Raw genomic sequence first — 14,495 nt, forward strand, 5'->3', positions numbered from 1 at the left:
CAGGGACAGGAGGAGAGATGGAGGGAGGGTTTGGGCGCAGCGAGGCGCTGGCGTTGCTCGAGGAGTGGACGGCGAGCGAGTCGCTGCGCAAGCACGGGATGGCGGTTTCGGTCTGCACGGAAGCGTACGGCAGGCGCGAGGCCGAGCGGCTGGGGTTGGCCGGGGCCGAGGCTGAGGCGTTTGTGGAGGCCTATGCCTGCGCGGGCATGCTGCATGACATGGACTATGAGCGGCATCCGTCGCTTGAGGAGCATCCGTTCGTTGGCGTGAAGCATCTTCGCGAGCTTGGATGGCCGCAGCATGTGCTGCAGGCGATCCTGGCGCATGCGGACTACTCCGGCGTGGCGCGCGAGTCGCATCTGGAGAAGGCGCTGTTTGCGTGCGACGAGCTGGCGGGCTTTCTGACGGCCTGCGCGCTGGTGAAGCCGACGAAGTCGATCCGCGACGTCGAGGTGGCCGGCGTGAAGAAGAAGATGAAGGACAAGGCCTTCGCCCGTGCCGTGAAACGCGAGGACATTACCGGCGGGGCGGGGCTGCTGGGGATTCCGCTGGAGGAACACCTGGGGAACTGCCTGAAGGCGATGCAGGAGCGGGCGGAGGAGCTGGGGCTGGCGGGAGTTGTGAGCGAGTCGGCGAGTTAGCTAGTCAGCAAGTCAGCGCTTGAGATGCGGCGGATGTTTTTTTCTGCTAAGGCTGCGTTTGTGTCTTCGATGGAACCGGGCAACGCTACAGCGCGCGTCGCGTCTTCGACGACGAGGCACTCGAAGCCCAATGCTGTGCCGCCGATGGCGGAGTGGCGGACGCAGTAGTCGTAGGCGAGGCCGCAGAGGAAGAGCCGCTTCAGGCCGCGCTCGCGGAGGTAGCCTGCGAGGCCAGTCGGCGTGAAGTGGTCGTTCTCCAGGAAGGCGGAGTAGCTGTCGATCTCGCGACGGAAGCCCTTGCGGAGAATTAGCTCGGCGTGGGGGACGTCGAGGGCCGGGTGGAAGGCGGCTCCATTCGAGTGCTGGATGCAGTGATCCGGCCACAGGGTCTGCGGGCCGTAGGGGACCTCGATGCTCGCGAAGGGTTTGGTGCCGGGGTGGGTTGAGGCGAACGAGATGTGGCCTGTGGGGTGCCAGTCCTGCGTGAGGATGACGTGAGCGAACTGCTGGGCGAGCCGGTTGACGAGGGGGACGATCTGGTCGCCCTCGGAGACGGCGAGCGCTCCGCCGGGGCAGAAGTCGTTCTGCAGGTCGATGACGAGGAGGGCGTCTGTGGGCCTGATATCAATGGTCATGACTTGAACAACCGATCGAGGTAGATCAATGCCGCGCCCAATGCTGCCCCGAGGGTCCACACCATGATGCGGAACCACCACGGCCCTTGAAAATCTGAGCCGGTATTGCGTGAAGGGTGCTTTGGGTCATAAGAGATCTCGAAGTGATGCCCTGGCTCGATTGGCGTTGATCTCCTCATCTTCCCGGAGTATTTCGTTCCGCTCACTTGATACTCGAAGATAGCTACGTACGTTGTCGGTGTTGGCGGACCACCGGTATCCGAGATGACACCAGCGGAAAAGAAGGAATTGAATGAGCGTCTGCAGGATGTCACGGTCGCTCTTGTGACGTTCCAGCCACTTTGCGTTGTCATATCTAACTGCTGTGAATATCGGGATTGCATTCTAAACAAAGCTCATTTCTTCGCTTTTCCATCCGTGTTCTAGATGGTCTTGATTTTTATATCGCTCTGCCTGAACGGCTTGTCCTTGCAGATACCTGCGATCCAGACCTCGCCTGAGCCGAACATGGCTCCTTTGTAGTTGACGAAGAGGTCCTTATACTTCTGCTTCTGGATAACGTCGGCGATGGAACCAACCTTCTCGCAATCTTTCCTGTCCTTTCCTAATGTTAAAGAGTGTCTTCGGTTCCATGGCGACAGTATGACACTGTATCGTGCTATGCTGACGAGTTTTCGTGCAATAGCGCGATGGTGGAGGAATTGAAGTTGGAGAGTGTTCTGGAGACGAAGCTGGATGGAAAGGCGGCGCGGTTTGCTGCGAACCGCGCTGCGCTGGTGGCACTGTTGGGCGGTATGCGGGAGCAGGAAGCTGTGATCCGCGAGGGCGGCGGAGCAAAGGCCGCCGAGGCGCAGCGGGCCAAGGGGCGGCTGACGGCGCGGGAGCGGCTGGCTCTGTTGCTCGACGAGGGAACGGAGCTGATGGAGCTCGGCCTGTGGGCCGCGCATGGGATGTATGAGGAGTTTGGCGGCGCTCCGGGAGCGGGCGTGGTGACGGGGCTCGGACGCGTGAGCGGGCGGCTGTGCATGATCGTCGCCAACGACGCGACGGTCAAGGCGGGAGCGTTCTTCCCCATGACGGCGAAGAAGGTTCTGCGGGCGCAGACGATTGCGCTGGAGAACAGGATTCCGACGCTGTATCTGGTGGACTCTGCGGGCGTCTTTCTGCCGCTGCAGGAGGATGTCTTTCCTGATCAGGACGACTTCGGCCGCGTCTTTCGCAACAACGCCGTGATGAGCGCGCTGGGAGTGCCGCAGATTACGGCCATCATGGGGATGTGTGTTGCGGGTGGAGCGTATCTGCCGGTGATGACCGATACGGTGCTGATGACCGAGGGTTCGGGGCTGTTCCTCGCTGGGCCTGCGCTGGTGCAGGCGGCGATCGGGCAGAAGACGTCTGCCGAGGAGCTTGGCGGCGCGACGATGCACGCGGAGATCTCGGGCACGGTGGACTTCAAGGAGCCGAACGATCATCTGTGCATCGCGCGGCTGCGTTCGCTCGTGAGCAAGATTGGAGAGCGGCCAGGAGCGCCGTTCAGCGTGGTGCCATACGACGCGAAGAAGGACGCTCCGAGGTTTGCCGCCGAGGAGATGTATGGTTTGATCGATCCCGATCCGGCGAAGGCGGCTACGAATGTCTACGACATGCACGAGGTGATCGCGCGCATCGTCGACCGCTCAGAGTTCGATGAGTACAAGGCCGACTTTGGACGCACGGTGCTGTGCGGGTATGCGCGGATTGGCGGGCGTGCGGTGGGGATTGTGGCCAATCAGAAGGTGCACCAGCAGCAGATTGCGCTCGACGGCAGCAAACGCACGGAGTTCGGCGGGGTGGTCTACACGGAGAGCGCGCAGAAGGCGGCGCGGTTCATCATGGACTGCAACCAGAACCTGGTGCCGCTGATCTTCCTGCACGACGTCAACGGCTTCATGGTGGGCAAGGACGCGGAGTGGAGCGGGATCATCCGCGCCGGGGCGAAGATGGTGAGCGCGGTCTCGACGTCTGTGGTGCCGAAGATCACGGTGATCGTCGGCGGCAGCTTCGGCGCGGGGCACTATGCGATGTGCGGCAAGGCTTACGATCCGCGGTTCGTCTTCGCGTGGCCAACGGCGAGGTATGCGGTGATGAGTGGAGCTTCTGCGGCGAATACGTTGGTTGAGGTTCGGGTGAAGCAGATGGAACGTGGCGGTAAACATCTCTCAGAAGGAGAGAAGAAGGCGATCTTTGACGAGATCAAGGCGACGTATGATGCCCAGGCCGATCCTCGGTATGGGGCTGCGCGACTCTGGATCGATGCGATTATTGATCCAAAGCAGACGCGGGAGGTGCTGATGACGGCGCTGGAGGCTTGTGCGCTGAATCCGGAGGTGGCGAAGTTTAATCCGGGGGTGTTGCAGACGTGAACACTGAAACATCTAGAAGTCAATCGGACTTCGCGGGTCTTTATCGCGAGATGTCGGATGAAGAGATCCTCAAACTTGCAGCCGAAGGCGGTTTGCTGCCGGACGCTGACTACGCACTACGTGCAGAACTGAAAAGACGCTCTCTTCCTATAAAGGACGTGAGGGAAATGCGTCTTCGAGAGAAGCAGGCGGAGCTTCAGATTCGTGTGGGTAGCAATCCCTATAACTACAAAGGAACTGGCCTGAGTTTCCGTGGACACAAGGTTCTATCAAAGGCCGATGAGAGCAGAGGAATTGCAGTGATGACTAGATGGATTGAGCTTGGTTCGATGCCGCTTATCCCCATTGGTTCGTACAGAGTCATTCAGCCTACAGACAATGGTGGGTCGCTAAAGGTTGTAGGGAAGGTCAAGCTTCAATGGGACCAGGTTCTAAATGGGTGGAAGCGAGCCGCGATTGTCGCGTTGCTGTATGTAGCGCTTATTCTGGCGTTCGTGTTGTGGGACAAGTTGAGGCGATAGGAAGACTCGAATGGTAAAGATCATCGAATGTCCGCGGGATGCCTGGCAGGGGCTGCCGGTCCATATACCCGCCGAAGTGAAGGCGGACTATCTGCGCCTTCTGAGTGTTGCGGGTTTCAGGCACATCGACGCGGTGAGCTTCGTCTCGCCTTCGGCGGTACCGCAGATGGCGGACTCAGAGAAGGTACTGGAGTATCTTGATCCGCCTGATGACGTGGAAGTCATTGGCATCGTCGTGAATGCGAAGGGCGCGGAGCGGGCGATCAAGACGGAGGCGGTGCAGACGCTGGGATTTCCGTATTCGATCTCGCCAGGGTTTTTGCAGCGGAACCAGAACCAGACTCCGGAGGAGTCGCTGGAGGCGCTGGAGCAGGTGGGGACTCTAGCCTACAAGGCTGGGCTGGATGTCGTGGCTTATATCTCGATGGCGTTCGGCAACCCGTATGGCGATGCGTGGAGCATCGACGAGGTGGTGAATGCGTGCGATCTGCTGGTGGATGCAGGGGTGACGCAGATCTCGCTGGCCGATACAGTGGGCATCGCGACTCCGAAGCTGGTCGCCGACGTGGTTTCCGATGTGATGGCCGTGCACGACGGGATTGAGATTGGCGTGCATCTGCATGCGCGGTATGATGGCGCGCGCGAGTTGGTGCGGGAGGCGTATAACGCGGGCTGCAGGAGGTTCGATGCGGCTATGGGCGGGCTGGGCGGATGTCCGTTTGCGCAGGATGTGCTGGTGGGGAACCTGGCGACCGAGGTTGTGCTGGAGGAGTTGAAGGCGCTGGGCGCTGAGCTGCCGTCATTGCAGCCGCTCGACGGGCTGCTCTCAGCTAACGCGGAGATTGGGCGGAAGTACGGAATCACGGTTCATTAACGGAAGCGGGGAGGCAGGGAGCAAGGGCAGCCATGAGCTACAAGACGATTCTGGTTACGGAAGAGGACGGCATTGAGACGATCATGCTGAATCGTCCGGAGCGTCGCAACGCGATGACGCCGGAGATGCAGGATGAGCTGATTGCGGCGCTCGAGAGGGCCTCGAACGGACACAACCGTGTGGTGATGCTGACCGGAGCAGGCGACGCTTTCTGCGCCGGGCTCGACCTGGTGCACCTCCAGTCAATGGCAACCAAGTCTCAGTCGGAGCACGTGGCCGACGCGGAGCGTATCGCACGGCTGTTCCGCACATTGTATGAGCTTCCCAAGCCGACGATTGCGGTTGTCCACGGCGCGGCGATTGCGGGCGGGACGGGGCTGGCTACGATGTGCGATTTTACGTTTGCGGCTCCCGGCGTGAAGTTCGGATACACGGAGGTGAAGATCGGCTTTGTCCCGGCGCTGGTGTCGGCATTTCTGGCGCTGCAGATCGGTGACAAGCGCGCGCGGGATCTTCTGCTGACGGGGCGTCTGTTCCAGTCCGAGGAGGCCGAGAAGTTTGGCCTGGTGAATAAGGTGGTTCCTGCCGAAGAGTTGGCCGCTCATGCGTTATCGCTGGCCCAGTCCCTGAAGGCTAATAGCCCGCAGTCGATGCGCGCGACCAAGAAGCTTATGGCGGCGCAGAACAAGGCATGGCTCGACGCAGCGATTGCGCATGCGCTCACGGCGAACTCTGAGGCACGCACCATGCACGACTTCAATGAGGGCGTGACGGCGTTTCTTGAGAAGCGCAAGCCGGTATGGGGCAAGTAGGTCTGCGGCTGCATTCGATAGACTGGAGTGATGAGCGAAGTTGCAGAAGCAAGGCCCATGGTCAGCGAGTCGCGTGTGCGTGTGCGCTACGCGGAGACAGACCAGATGGGTGTGGTGTACCACGCGAACTATCTGGTGTGGTTTGAGGTAGGAAGAGTCGATTTCATTCGCGGGCTCGGGATGGATTATCGATCGATGGAGCGCGAGGATGGGATCGGAATCGCGGTCGTGAATGTGTCGGCAAGGTACCGGGCGCCGGCGCGATATGACGATGAACTGGTGATCGAGACTCGGCTGTTGGCAGCGCGAGGATCGGTGATCAAGTTCGGGTATAGGATCGTTCGGGATGCGGACAAGCAGTCGCTCTGCGAGGGCGAGACGGTGCACGTGGTCGTGGGCAAGGATATGAGGCGGCAACCGCTGCCTGAGAAATATGCGGAACGCTTTGCCGCTGTCCTCATCTCATGAGGGAAGCAGAGACCGGGCCTATGTGAAGTCGATTCTGACTACGAGGTGAATGCGATGAGCACAAAGAAGGTTGCGCTTATTTCGGGCGCCAACAAGGGCATTGGCTTTGAGACGGCACGGCAGCTTGGCAAGCAGGGCATTACGGTAATTCTCGGAGCGCGCGACCTGGCAAAGGGTGAGGCAGCGGCAGCGACGCTGAAGAAAGAGGGCATCGACACGCGCGCAATAAAGCTGGATGTGGTGAATCCAGCCGACGTGAAGGCGGTCGCCGAGAAGATCGAGAAAGAGTTCGGCAGACTCGACATTTTGGTGAACAACGCCGGTATAGCACTGGAGTCATTCTTTGGAAACAGCACGCTGGATACAAGCGAAGAGGCCCTGCGCAAGACCTTCGATACGAACTTCTTTGCGGTCGTGGCGGTGACGAAGGCGATGCTGCCGTTGCTGAGGAAGAGTGAGGCCGGGCGCATCGTGAATGTGTCGAGCATTCTTGGTTCGCTCTCGCTGCAAGCCACCGAAGGCTCGCCGATCTATGAGGCGAAGATATTCAGCTATAACGCGTCGAAGGCAGCTCTGAATGCGTACACGATCCACCTGGCCCATGCTCTCAAGGGCACGAAGATAAAGGTGAATTCAGCGCATCCGGGTTGGGTTAAGACGGACATGGGGACGGATGCTGCTCCGATGGAGATCGTGGACGGAGCGAAGACTGAAGTGGAATTGGCGACGCTGCCTGCGGATGGCCCGACGGGCGGATACTTCCACCTGGGGGAGGCGATCAGCTGGTAAGCAGACCGCGAGGCTTTACGTTCTCGCGGATGAATTGAACCGTGGTTTCAAGCGGCGTGCCGGGGCCAAAGATGGCCGCCACGCCGCTTTGCTTCAGGCGCGGCATGTCCTCTTCGGGGATGGTCCCTCCAACCACGAGAAGAATGTCCTCGGCGTTCTGCTCGCGGAGCAGAGCCGCGATGCGCGGCACGATGACGTTGTGCGCGCCGGAGAGGATGGAGAGCCCGATGCAGTCAACGTCCTCCTGGATGGCGGCCGAGACGATCATCTCGGGCGTCTGGCGGAGGCCGGTGTAGATGACTTCCATGCCGGCGTCGCGAAGGGCGCGGGCGATAATCTTGGCGCCGCGGTCGTGGCCGTCCAGACCGGGCTTGGCGACGAGAACGCGAATCGGTGGCTTGCTCATGCGGATGTGAGTATACGTTCCTGCGTGCGCGATTGTGTATCTGCAAGCGGGTTGTGGCTTAACTCTTGCGCGTCGTCTGCCAGGCCTTCGCGTATTTCCAGCTTGTGTAGGTTGAGTGATATAGGTGCAGCAGGAAGCCCTCGCGGCCATCGAGGAAGCCGAGCCGGAAGACGTAGTTCCAGAGAAAGGTGGCGGCAGGGATCAGCAGCACGTTGTAGTAGAAGCCGAGCCACGAACGGCTTGTCTGCCCCTTCGCGATGAGGATCTCTGCGCCAAGGGTGCTGTACCGGTCCATGTGCTCGAGGTAACTCTCGATGGTGGGGTAGGCGTGGTGGATAAGATCCGCGTGAAGCGTCTCAATCCTGCCTTCGACGGAGACCGTCTCGTGGACTGGCCGCTCGGTAAAGCGGGCCGGGGGAGCGAAGTTTGCGGCATGGCGGCGGAAGAGGCGCAGCTTGGGGTCGGGGTAGTAGCCGCCGTGGCGAATCCAGCGATTGAGAAAGAGGTTGCGGCGGCGGAGCATGTAGGCTTCGGCGTCGGGTTTGCCACGTAGAAGGGCGCGAATCTCGGTCTGAAGCTCCGACGTGAGTTCCTCGTCTGCGTCGAGAGAGAGAACCCATGTGCCTGTGCATTGCTCGATAGCGAAGTTCTTCTGCGCGGCGAAGCCCTTCCAGGGCTCCTGGATGACCTTCGCGTTCATCGAGCGGGCGATCTCGACGGTTCGATCTGTTGAGCCGGAGTCAACGAGGATGACCTCGTCGGCGAACCCCACGCTCGCCAGCGTCCTTGCGATATTTTTCTCTTCGTTCAGCGTGATGATGGCGACCGATAGAGTCTGCGGCATCCTCATGACCCCCTCCGGCGGGGTCTGGGCTTTTTCCTGAGAGTCGTTATTCTGCGAGAGGTACTCGACGGCCATCCCGTTTTCCGTCCCTAGCTTGTGGGCGACACTGAGACCGGCGGCGCGTGCGAGGCCTAGAAGATGTTGCCAATGTCAGGTTTTGTGGCTCCAATTGTACCGGCTTGGATTGCCGGATTGAACCGCGATGTCACTCGAGGCAGTGGTTCAGGAGAGAGTCAGGGCTCTGTCGTGGAGCTGCTCGCGAAGAAGACGCTCGGTCAGCGCGCGAAGATCTTCGCCGGTCTTAGGAAGGACGAATGCCTTTGCGGTCTCGGACCACTCCAGCTTGAAGCTGGTCGAGAGAGCGGAAATCCATATCTGGCGGACCGGAGTGTTGGGGGTAAAAACAAACTTGCTGCCCTCCTCTTCGAACAGCACGTTCAGGACACCGTTCTTCTCTTCGGTCTCGAAGGTAGCTTCGTCGGACTGCTCCTCGGCGCGGATGAGAGATTGTTTGAGGGATTCAAGGGCCTTGTCGGATTCGTGGCGGAAGGTGGCTTCGTCGAGCATAAGGATAGTTTAGCTGGGCGCAGTTCAGTGGTCAGCGCGCTTCTGAGAAGATGTTGGCACCACGTGAAAAGGCGCTCATCGTACCGCAACAATACCGGGAATGAGCGCCTGATGGTGAAGTTGTGTGCAGCTTAGAAGGGAATATCGTCGTCCGTTATGCCCTGGTCGGCGTAGTCGGGTTGCGCTGCCGGCGTGCGCTGATCGTAGCTCGCGGTGTTCGAGCGCGAGTAGCCGCCGGTGCTGCCGGCGCCTTCGCCGCGGCCGGGACCGCCGCCGAGCAGGGTCATCTCGTTGACGAGAATTTCGGTGCGGTACTTCTTTTGCCCGGACTCCTTGTCATCCCACGAGCGGGTTTGGATCTTACCCTCGATGAAGAGCTGTGTGCCCTTCTTGACGTAGTCGCGGACGATCTCGGCGGTGCGGCTGAAGGCGACCAGATTGTGCCACTCGGTCTTGTCCTGCCAGTTGCCCTGCTGGTCCTTCTGGCGGTCGGCGGTGGCCAGCGAAAAGGTCGCGACCATAGTGCCGCTTGGGGTGGAACGGATCTCGGGGTCTTTGCCGACGTTGCCGAGAAGAATAACTTTGTTGACGCCTCGTGCCATTGGGGTTGCTCCGGTTCGTTTGTGGGGTGATGGTTGAGGATAGCAGATGAAACTGTGGGTTAGCGGTGCCGGTCGCCGTAGAGCTTCATAAACGCCAGGATCAGCGTCAGGAAGCCCGTTGGCAGGCAGCCCATGGCCAGTATCAGGGCCAGCCAGCCGGAGTTGGTATGTGGGCCCTGGCGGCCGATGCCTCCAAAGAGCGTGGCGGTCAGGAGTGCGGCGAGGACTCCTGTGCCGAAGATCGCCAGGCCGGTGCGAAGAAGCTTGCGGGTGTCAGGGTGCATGGTGTGGTTAGTGGATGGCCGCCTGCATCCAGTACACGACGACTCCGGTAATGGAGACGTAGAGCCAGATCGGGTAGGTGTAGCGCGCCAGCCTGCGATGCGCCGGGAAGCGGCCGCTGAGCGACAAAAAGAAGGTAATCAGAATCATCGGCAGCGCGATGACCGACAGGACGATGTGCGAGGCCAGCAGCTTCCAGTAGAACGGCCACCAAGCGCTGAGCCGGTTGAAGTGGGTTTCGCCGTGCAGGGTAAAGTTCACCAGGTACGAAACCAGAAAGATGCTCGAGAAGATGAACGCCGTGAACATCGCCGAGCGATGCTCGAGAACTCTGCGGGCGCGTATGAAGCGATAGCCGAAGAGCAGCGCGACGGTCGAAAGCCCGTTCAGCACGGCGTTGACCAGAGGCAGCGAGCGAAGTTGCGTACCGGCGACGTCCGTGGGGGTGTGGAAGTACACCAGCCAGCAGATGAAGGCGCTCGCCAGAGCGCTGACCGCAATGATCGCAGCAATGATCGTCGGCGGTGTCCGCAGATTGGTTGACGGCAAAACGGTGGGGACATTCGGCATCAGAAGAGCAGGCGTCCTTTCGCATCAAGAATCATGGCGGCCATGAGGAGTGGAAGATAGATAACGGAGGCTTTGAGAAGGTCGCGCGCATACCTGCGCGAGGTCGCATCCAGCGGCGATCGCATGATGCGCGCAAAGCGAATCGTATACCAGAGATAGCCGAGCGAGAGTACACCGGCAGCGACCGCGTAGGGCACGCCGGTGATGCCCAGCCATGTGGGCCACAGGCTCACCGGAACCATCAGCACCGCATAAAAGAGCGATTGAATCGCCGTGGAGCGCGCTGCGAACTGTACGTCGGGTTGCGTGGGAGTCAATCGAATTCCGGCGGCGGCATAGTCTTCGCGGTACATCCAGCCGATGGCCATGAAGTGCGGGAACTGCCAGACGAAGAGGATGGCGAAGAGTGCGACGGCAGGCCACTCGATGATGCCGCGCACGGCGGTCCAGCCGATCAGCGGAGGCAGCGCTCCGGGAAAGGCCCCGACGAAGGTGTTGAGGGCCGTGATCCGCTTCAGCGGCGTGTAGATGCCCACATAGCCAATGGCGGTCAGCAGCGTCAGCGTTCCGGTCAGCAGATTGGTCGTGTCGGCAAGGTAGAGCGAGCCAAGAAAGATGGCCGCGAACCCGAGGAACAGCCCATGACTCAGCGAGATGCGGCCTGCTGCCATGGGTCGGTTCGCGGTGCGCCGCATCTGCGCGTCGGTGCGGCGCTCCAGCGCCTGGTTCAGCGCGCTCGATCCGCAGGTGACGACAGCGATCCCGGCCAACGCCTGCAGCATTCCCGCATGAAACGGGCTGATACCGCTCGCGAGCGATCCGAGATAGAATCCTGCGGCTGCCGTAATGATGACCATAACGGAGACGCGAACCTTGAAGAGTGTGGCATAGTCAGACAGGAGACCTGGCGTGGCCTTGACCGGTGCAATGACGTGATCGGATGTCGCGGAGGTAGCCACATCCCTAGAATAACGCGTTTGAATCTCGCTCGCGTTGTTCCGAGATGAGATGCTGGCACGCCACGGGCGGTTAGAGGGTTTACTTCGGGGATGTCATCGTGTGGTGAGACGCTGCCGAAGGCCCGTTGACGGTGGGCTCAAGGCTTGGGGCGCATTTGAGCAAGCAGCGAGTCCGCGTCAGGCTGCGTGTTGAGCAGATCGGCTGCTGTGAGCCAGGCCCGCCGAAGCTGTGTGATCCCATAGCGCATCTGGTCGAGCTCATCGGTCGAGTGCGCGTCGGTATCAACGACGATCTTGCAGCCGTGCTGCTTCGCGAGCCTCAGGTGAAGATCGTTGAGGTCCGCCCGCGCCGGGCTGGCGTTGTGCTCGACCGCGACGCCAAACTCCGCTGCCCGCTTCAGGATCGTGTCGATGTGCAGCGCATACGGATCACGCTTGAGGACCTTGCGGCCGGTGGGATGGCCGAGGATTCGCACATGCGGATTTTCGATGGCGCGCAGGATGCGGTCAGTCATCTGCTCGATGGACTGGTCAAAGCGGCTGTGCACGCTCGCGACCACGACATCCATCTCGGCCAGGGTTGAATCCTCGAGGTCGAGCTCGCCCTCGGCGAGGATGTCGACCTCAACGCCGGCGAGCACGCGGATGCGTCCTTTCATCTCGGCGTCGACCTCGCGGATGCGCTTCACATGCGCGAGCGCGCGTCTGTCGTCCATGCCGTTCGTCATAGCGAGGTTCTTCGAGTGATCGGTGATGGCGATGTACTTCAACCCGCGCGCCAGCGCTGCTTCGGCCATCTCGCGGATTGTGTTTGTGCCGTCGGTCTCTGAGGTGTGCATGTGCAGATCGCCGCGGATGTCCGTGAGTGTAATGAGTTGCGGCAGCGCCTGGGTGGCAGCGGCCTCCAGCTCGCCTCCGTTCTCGCGCAGCTCAGGAGGAATGTAGTCGAGATCGAGCGCGCGGTAGATCTCCTCCTCGCTCGCCGCCGCGACGATCGTGTTGTCCTCCAGCCGCGCCAGCGCATACTCGTTCAGTGTCAGCCCGCGCTTGATGGCCCTTTGGCGCAGCGCGACGTTGTGCATCTTCGAGCCCGTGAAGTACTGCAGCGCGGCGCCGTAGTTTGCGCGCGGCAGCAGCCGAACATCTACCTGCAAGTTGTTGCGCAGCGTGAACGAGACCTTGTTCTGTCCCTTGGCCAGCAGCTTGTCGATCAGCGGCAGCGATGCGACGTGCTCGACGGCAGCATTCACCACGTCCGGCTCGCACGCTGGCCCTGTCACCAGCAGGTCGAGATCGCCCACCGTCTCGCGTCCGCGACGCAGCGATCCCGCCGGCGTAATCTCGTCGATCCCCGGAAGCTCGCGAATGAGCGCGGAGATTTTCTCAGCGTGTTCGTGGGCCTGATCGATACGGAAGCGGCTGGAGTTCCTGCGGTAGTCTTCGATGCCCTTCAGCAGCTTCGCGGTGAACTTCTCGCCCATGCGCGGCAGCTTGGCCAGATGCCCCGCCTTCGCCGCGGCCTCAAGCGAGTCGATATCGGTGACCTCAAGCGCCGACCACACCAACGCGACCGTCTTCGGCCCCATACCGGGCAGCCGCAGCAGTTCGAGCATCGTCGGCTTGTACTTCGCCAGGAGCTCTTCGCGCAGCGGCATCGTGCCAGTCGCGACGATGTCCACAATGTTCGCCGCCATGCCCTTGCCGATGCCAGCGATCGCCAGCAACTGCTTCGGCTCGGCCACGAGGGTGGCAAGCTGGGTCGTCTGCTGCTCGACGGCCTCAGCGGCGCGACGGTAGGAGCGGATACGGAAGGGATCCGCGGCGTCGATCTCCAGCAGCGCTGCCGTCTCTTCAAGCAGCCGGGCAATTGTAATGTTATCCATGCGTAGACCAGTGGCTGGTCTCAGTTTGCCAGCCTGTCAGGTCGGGATGCAACGAGGCAGGGATAGGGCGGAATGTTCTATTGAACAATTCAGCGTTATAGATGGACTAACCAGAGAGGGTTTCTACCGTGTTAGCCAGCAGCGACTTCCTTCAGGCGCACAACCTGGTCCGCCTGAGGACCCTTGGCGCCCTGGATGATGTCGAATTCGACCTCATCGCCTTCTTTGAGGCTCTTGTAGCCCTCGCGCTGGATGGAGCTGTAGTGAACAAAGACATCGGCGCCATCGTTTCTGCCGAGGAAGCCGTATCCCTTTGCATTGTTGAACCATTTAACGGTGCCTTTGTACTGTGCCAAGACCCTACTCCCTTACTTTTGCTTTGCATTTCAGGTCTCCGGCCCCGGAGGCACAAAACTCCACCGCTGGGGAGGGCGACCTAACTCTATGTGACGCGCAAGTTAGGGAAGAGGTTTTCTGCAAATTCCTTTCTTTTTGAGAAGGAATATCTCAAGTCGATGCAGGGCATTACGCCGTGCGGCGGGGACAAGGCTTCGTCAGAGTCGCCCGGTCCTGCGAGCCGCGTCATAGAGCATCAATCCAATCAATGTCTTACCGTCGTGAATCTTGTTGGCCGCCACCAGAGCAAGGGCCTTCGACAGCGGCATCCTCACCACCTCGATCTGCTCGTCGTCCTCCGGCTGCGAGGCGCCCACGCTGATCTCGCGCGCCAGATAGATCTGCATCCACTCGCCCAGAAATCCCGGGCTGGCGAAGTACTTTGTCAGCAGCGTCCAGCGTTTCGCGCGGTAGCCCGTCTCCTCGATCATTTCCCGCTTCGCCGCAGCCAGGGGAGGCTCGTTCGGCTCCCTGCGCCCTGCCGGAAGCTCCAGCAGAAACTGCCCGGCGGCATGGCGATACTGCCGCTCGAGGATAATCTCCGGGTCCTTCGGGTTCATCGACTCGTCCACCGCAAGAATCACGACCGACCCGCTGTGCCGGATCACCTCGCGCGTGTTGCGGGCGCCGCCTGGCTCAATCACCTCATCCGAAGTGACAGAAAAGACCTTGCCTTTGAAGACCACCTTTGAGGAAAGAACGCGCGTCTTCGCAGACTTTTTCTTCGCAGCAGGCCGGATAGCCTTGCCGCCGGACCGCTTTGTTTGCATAGCCATAAGGCTACGGTATCATCCCTGCATCGGCACATGGGTCTGCGGCATCCAACGGGATGCACGTCTATTCT

19 protein-coding genes are annotated in these 14,495 nt (G+C 60.7%); 7 read left to right on the forward strand and 12 right to left on the reverse strand.

All coding sequences use genetic code 11. The features are described from left to right. Positions 1-17: 17 nt before the first annotated feature. Positions 18-641, forward strand: a complete 624-nt coding sequence (locus OHL16_RS17240) for an HD domain-containing protein (RefSeq protein WP_263368421.1) — start codon at positions 18-20, stop codon at positions 639-641. Here the strand turns inward: OHL16_RS17240 and pncA are convergent. Together pncA and OHL16_RS20375 are read right to left on the reverse strand one after the other, a co-directional pair. After that, positions 638-1,276: a bifunctional nicotinamidase/pyrazinamidase gene (gene pncA, locus OHL16_RS17245; RefSeq protein ID WP_263368422.1), complete on the reverse strand. Its 639-nt coding sequence runs from the start codon at positions 1,274-1,276 to the stop codon at positions 638-640. The two genes, OHL16_RS17240 and pncA, sit on opposite strands and share 4 nt — an antisense overlap. Continuing rightward, positions 1,273-1,659, reverse strand: a complete 387-nt coding sequence (locus OHL16_RS20375) for a DUF3592 domain-containing protein (protein ID WP_396127212.1) — start codon at positions 1,657-1,659, stop codon at positions 1,273-1,275. The genes pncA and OHL16_RS20375 overlap by 4 nt, the downstream gene beginning before the upstream one ends. Before the next feature lie 306 nt (positions 1,660-1,965). On the opposite strand from OHL16_RS20375, the gene OHL16_RS17250 reads away from it, so the two are divergent. The 6 genes from OHL16_RS17250 to OHL16_RS17275 are packed head-to-tail and all read left to right on the forward strand — an operon-like array spanning position 1,966 to position 7,142. Then, positions 1,966-3,678 carry an acyl-CoA carboxylase subunit beta gene (locus OHL16_RS17250; RefSeq protein WP_263368423.1) on the forward strand — a complete coding sequence of 571 codons (1,713 nt, stop codon included), beginning with the start codon at positions 1,966-1,968 and terminating at the stop codon, positions 3,676-3,678. Beyond that, entirely contained in the window at positions 3,675-4,199 is a 525-nt protein-coding gene (locus tag OHL16_RS17255; RefSeq protein WP_263368424.1) for a hypothetical protein, read from the forward strand. Before OHL16_RS17250 ends, OHL16_RS17255 begins: the two co-directional genes overlap by 4 nt. Positions 4,200-4,209: 10 nt before the next feature. Beyond that, the gene (locus OHL16_RS17260; RefSeq protein ID WP_263368425.1) at positions 4,210-5,073 is read left to right on the forward strand and encodes a hydroxymethylglutaryl-CoA lyase; all 864 of its coding nucleotides are present in this window, start codon (positions 4,210-4,212) and stop codon (positions 5,071-5,073) included. Positions 5,074-5,105: 32 nt separating this feature from the next. Then, positions 5,106-5,885: an enoyl-CoA hydratase/isomerase family protein gene (locus OHL16_RS17265; protein WP_263368426.1), complete on the forward strand. Its 780-nt coding sequence runs from the start codon at positions 5,106-5,108 to the stop codon at positions 5,883-5,885. Positions 5,886-5,915: 30 nt separating this feature from the next. After that, positions 5,916-6,353: an acyl-CoA thioesterase gene (locus OHL16_RS17270; protein ID WP_263368427.1), complete on the forward strand. Its 438-nt coding sequence runs from the start codon at positions 5,916-5,918 to the stop codon at positions 6,351-6,353. Positions 6,354-6,407: 54 nt separating this feature from the next. Next, the gene (locus OHL16_RS17275) at positions 6,408-7,142 is read left to right on the forward strand and encodes an SDR family oxidoreductase (RefSeq protein ID WP_263368428.1); all 735 of its coding nucleotides are present in this window, start codon (positions 6,408-6,410) and stop codon (positions 7,140-7,142) included. Here the strand turns inward: OHL16_RS17275 and OHL16_RS17280 are convergent. From OHL16_RS17280 to OHL16_RS17325, 10 genes are all read right to left on the reverse strand, one after another. Then, entirely contained in the window at positions 7,132-7,548 is a 417-nt protein-coding gene (locus OHL16_RS17280) for a cobalamin B12-binding domain-containing protein (protein WP_263368429.1), read from the reverse strand. The genes OHL16_RS17275 and OHL16_RS17280 overlap by 11 nt on opposite strands. A 58-nt stretch (positions 7,549-7,606) precedes the next feature. Further along, the gene (locus tag OHL16_RS17285; protein ID WP_317891083.1) at positions 7,607-8,467 is read right to left on the reverse strand and encodes a glycosyltransferase family 2 protein; all 861 of its coding nucleotides are present in this window, start codon (positions 8,465-8,467) and stop codon (positions 7,607-7,609) included. 147 nt (positions 8,468-8,614) lie between these two features. Then, entirely contained in the window at positions 8,615-8,959 is a 345-nt protein-coding gene (gene cyaY, locus OHL16_RS17290) for an iron donor protein CyaY (protein WP_263368430.1), read from the reverse strand. Positions 8,960-9,090: 131 nt separating this feature from the next. Then, a complete protein-coding gene (locus OHL16_RS17295) occupies positions 9,091-9,561 on the reverse strand; it encodes a single-stranded DNA-binding protein (RefSeq protein WP_263368431.1) in 471 nt (156 codons plus the stop codon). Positions 9,562-9,620: 59 nt separating this feature from the next. Beyond that, positions 9,621-9,845 carry a hypothetical protein gene (locus OHL16_RS17300; protein ID WP_263368432.1) on the reverse strand — a complete coding sequence of 75 codons (225 nt, stop codon included), beginning with the start codon at positions 9,843-9,845 and terminating at the stop codon, positions 9,621-9,623. A gap of 7 nt (positions 9,846-9,852) precedes the next feature. Beyond that, complete coding sequence (locus tag OHL16_RS17305) at positions 9,853-10,413, reverse strand: DUF420 domain-containing protein (RefSeq protein ID WP_263368433.1); 561 nt, start codon at positions 10,411-10,413, stop codon at positions 9,853-9,855. Next, entirely contained in the window at positions 10,413-11,372 is a 960-nt protein-coding gene (gene cyoE, locus OHL16_RS17310; RefSeq protein WP_263368434.1) for a heme o synthase, read from the reverse strand. The genes OHL16_RS17305 and cyoE overlap by 1 nt, the downstream gene beginning before the upstream one ends. Before the next feature lie 137 nt (positions 11,373-11,509). After that, entirely contained in the window at positions 11,510-13,255 is a 1,746-nt protein-coding gene (polX, locus tag OHL16_RS17315) for a DNA polymerase/3'-5' exonuclease PolX (RefSeq protein ID WP_263368435.1), read from the reverse strand. A gap of 131 nt (positions 13,256-13,386) precedes the next feature. Then, positions 13,387-13,611, reverse strand: coding sequence for a cold shock domain-containing protein (locus OHL16_RS17320; RefSeq protein ID WP_263368436.1), 225 nt, complete (start codon positions 13,609-13,611; stop codon positions 13,387-13,389). A 198-nt stretch (positions 13,612-13,809) separates the two neighbouring features. Beyond that, on the reverse strand, positions 13,810-14,427 hold the full coding sequence (locus OHL16_RS17325) for an NUDIX hydrolase (protein ID WP_317891084.1): 618 nt from the start codon (positions 14,425-14,427) through the stop codon (positions 13,810-13,812). Between the last annotated feature and the right edge of the window lie 68 nt (positions 14,428-14,495).

Source organism: Edaphobacter bradus, assembly GCF_025685645.1.
Taxonomy (GTDB): domain Bacteria; phylum Acidobacteriota; class Terriglobia; order Terriglobales; family Acidobacteriaceae; genus Edaphobacter; species Edaphobacter bradus.

Coding starts and splice junctions, on each gene's coding strand:
- pncA (WP_263368422.1), bottom strand. CDS start 1,276: ATGACCATTGATATCAGGCCCACAGACGCCCTCCTCGTCATCGACCTG.
- OHL16_RS17295 (WP_263368431.1), bottom strand. CDS start 9,561: ATGGCACGAGGCGTCAACAAAGTTATTCTTCTCGGCAACGTCGGCAAA.
- OHL16_RS17285 (WP_317891083.1), bottom strand. CDS start 8,467: ATGGCCGTCGAGTACCTCTCGCAGAATAACGACTCTCAGGAAAAAGCC.
- OHL16_RS17305 (WP_263368433.1), bottom strand. CDS start 10,413: ATGCCGAATGTCCCCACCGTTTTGCCGTCAACCAATCTGCGGACACCG.
- OHL16_RS17260 (WP_263368425.1), top strand. CDS start 4,210: ATGGTAAAGATCATCGAATGTCCGCGGGATGCCTGGCAGGGGCTGCCG.
- OHL16_RS17240 (WP_263368421.1), top strand. CDS start 18: ATGGAGGGAGGGTTTGGGCGCAGCGAGGCGCTGGCGTTGCTCGAGGAG.
- OHL16_RS20375 (WP_396127212.1), bottom strand. CDS start 1,659: ATGCAATCCCGATATTCACAGCAGTTAGATATGACAACGCAAAGTGGC.
- OHL16_RS17280 (WP_263368429.1), bottom strand. CDS start 7,548: ATGAGCAAGCCACCGATTCGCGTTCTCGTCGCCAAGCCCGGTCTGGAC.
- OHL16_RS17300 (WP_263368432.1), bottom strand. CDS start 9,845: ATGCACCCTGACACCCGCAAGCTTCTTCGCACCGGCCTGGCGATCTTC.
- OHL16_RS17270 (WP_263368427.1), top strand. CDS start 5,916: ATGAGCGAAGTTGCAGAAGCAAGGCCCATGGTCAGCGAGTCGCGTGTG.
- polX (WP_263368435.1), bottom strand. CDS start 13,255: ATGGATAACATTACAATTGCCCGGCTGCTTGAAGAGACGGCAGCGCTG.
- OHL16_RS17265 (WP_263368426.1), top strand. CDS start 5,106: ATGAGCTACAAGACGATTCTGGTTACGGAAGAGGACGGCATTGAGACG.
- OHL16_RS17250 (WP_263368423.1), top strand. CDS start 1,966: ATGGTGGAGGAATTGAAGTTGGAGAGTGTTCTGGAGACGAAGCTGGAT.
- OHL16_RS17275 (WP_263368428.1), top strand. CDS start 6,408: ATGAGCACAAAGAAGGTTGCGCTTATTTCGGGCGCCAACAAGGGCATT.
- OHL16_RS17325 (WP_317891084.1), bottom strand. CDS start 14,427: ATGGCTATGCAAACAAAGCGGTCCGGCGGCAAGGCTATCCGGCCTGCT.
- cyaY (WP_263368430.1), bottom strand. CDS start 8,959: ATGCTCGACGAAGCCACCTTCCGCCACGAATCCGACAAGGCCCTTGAA.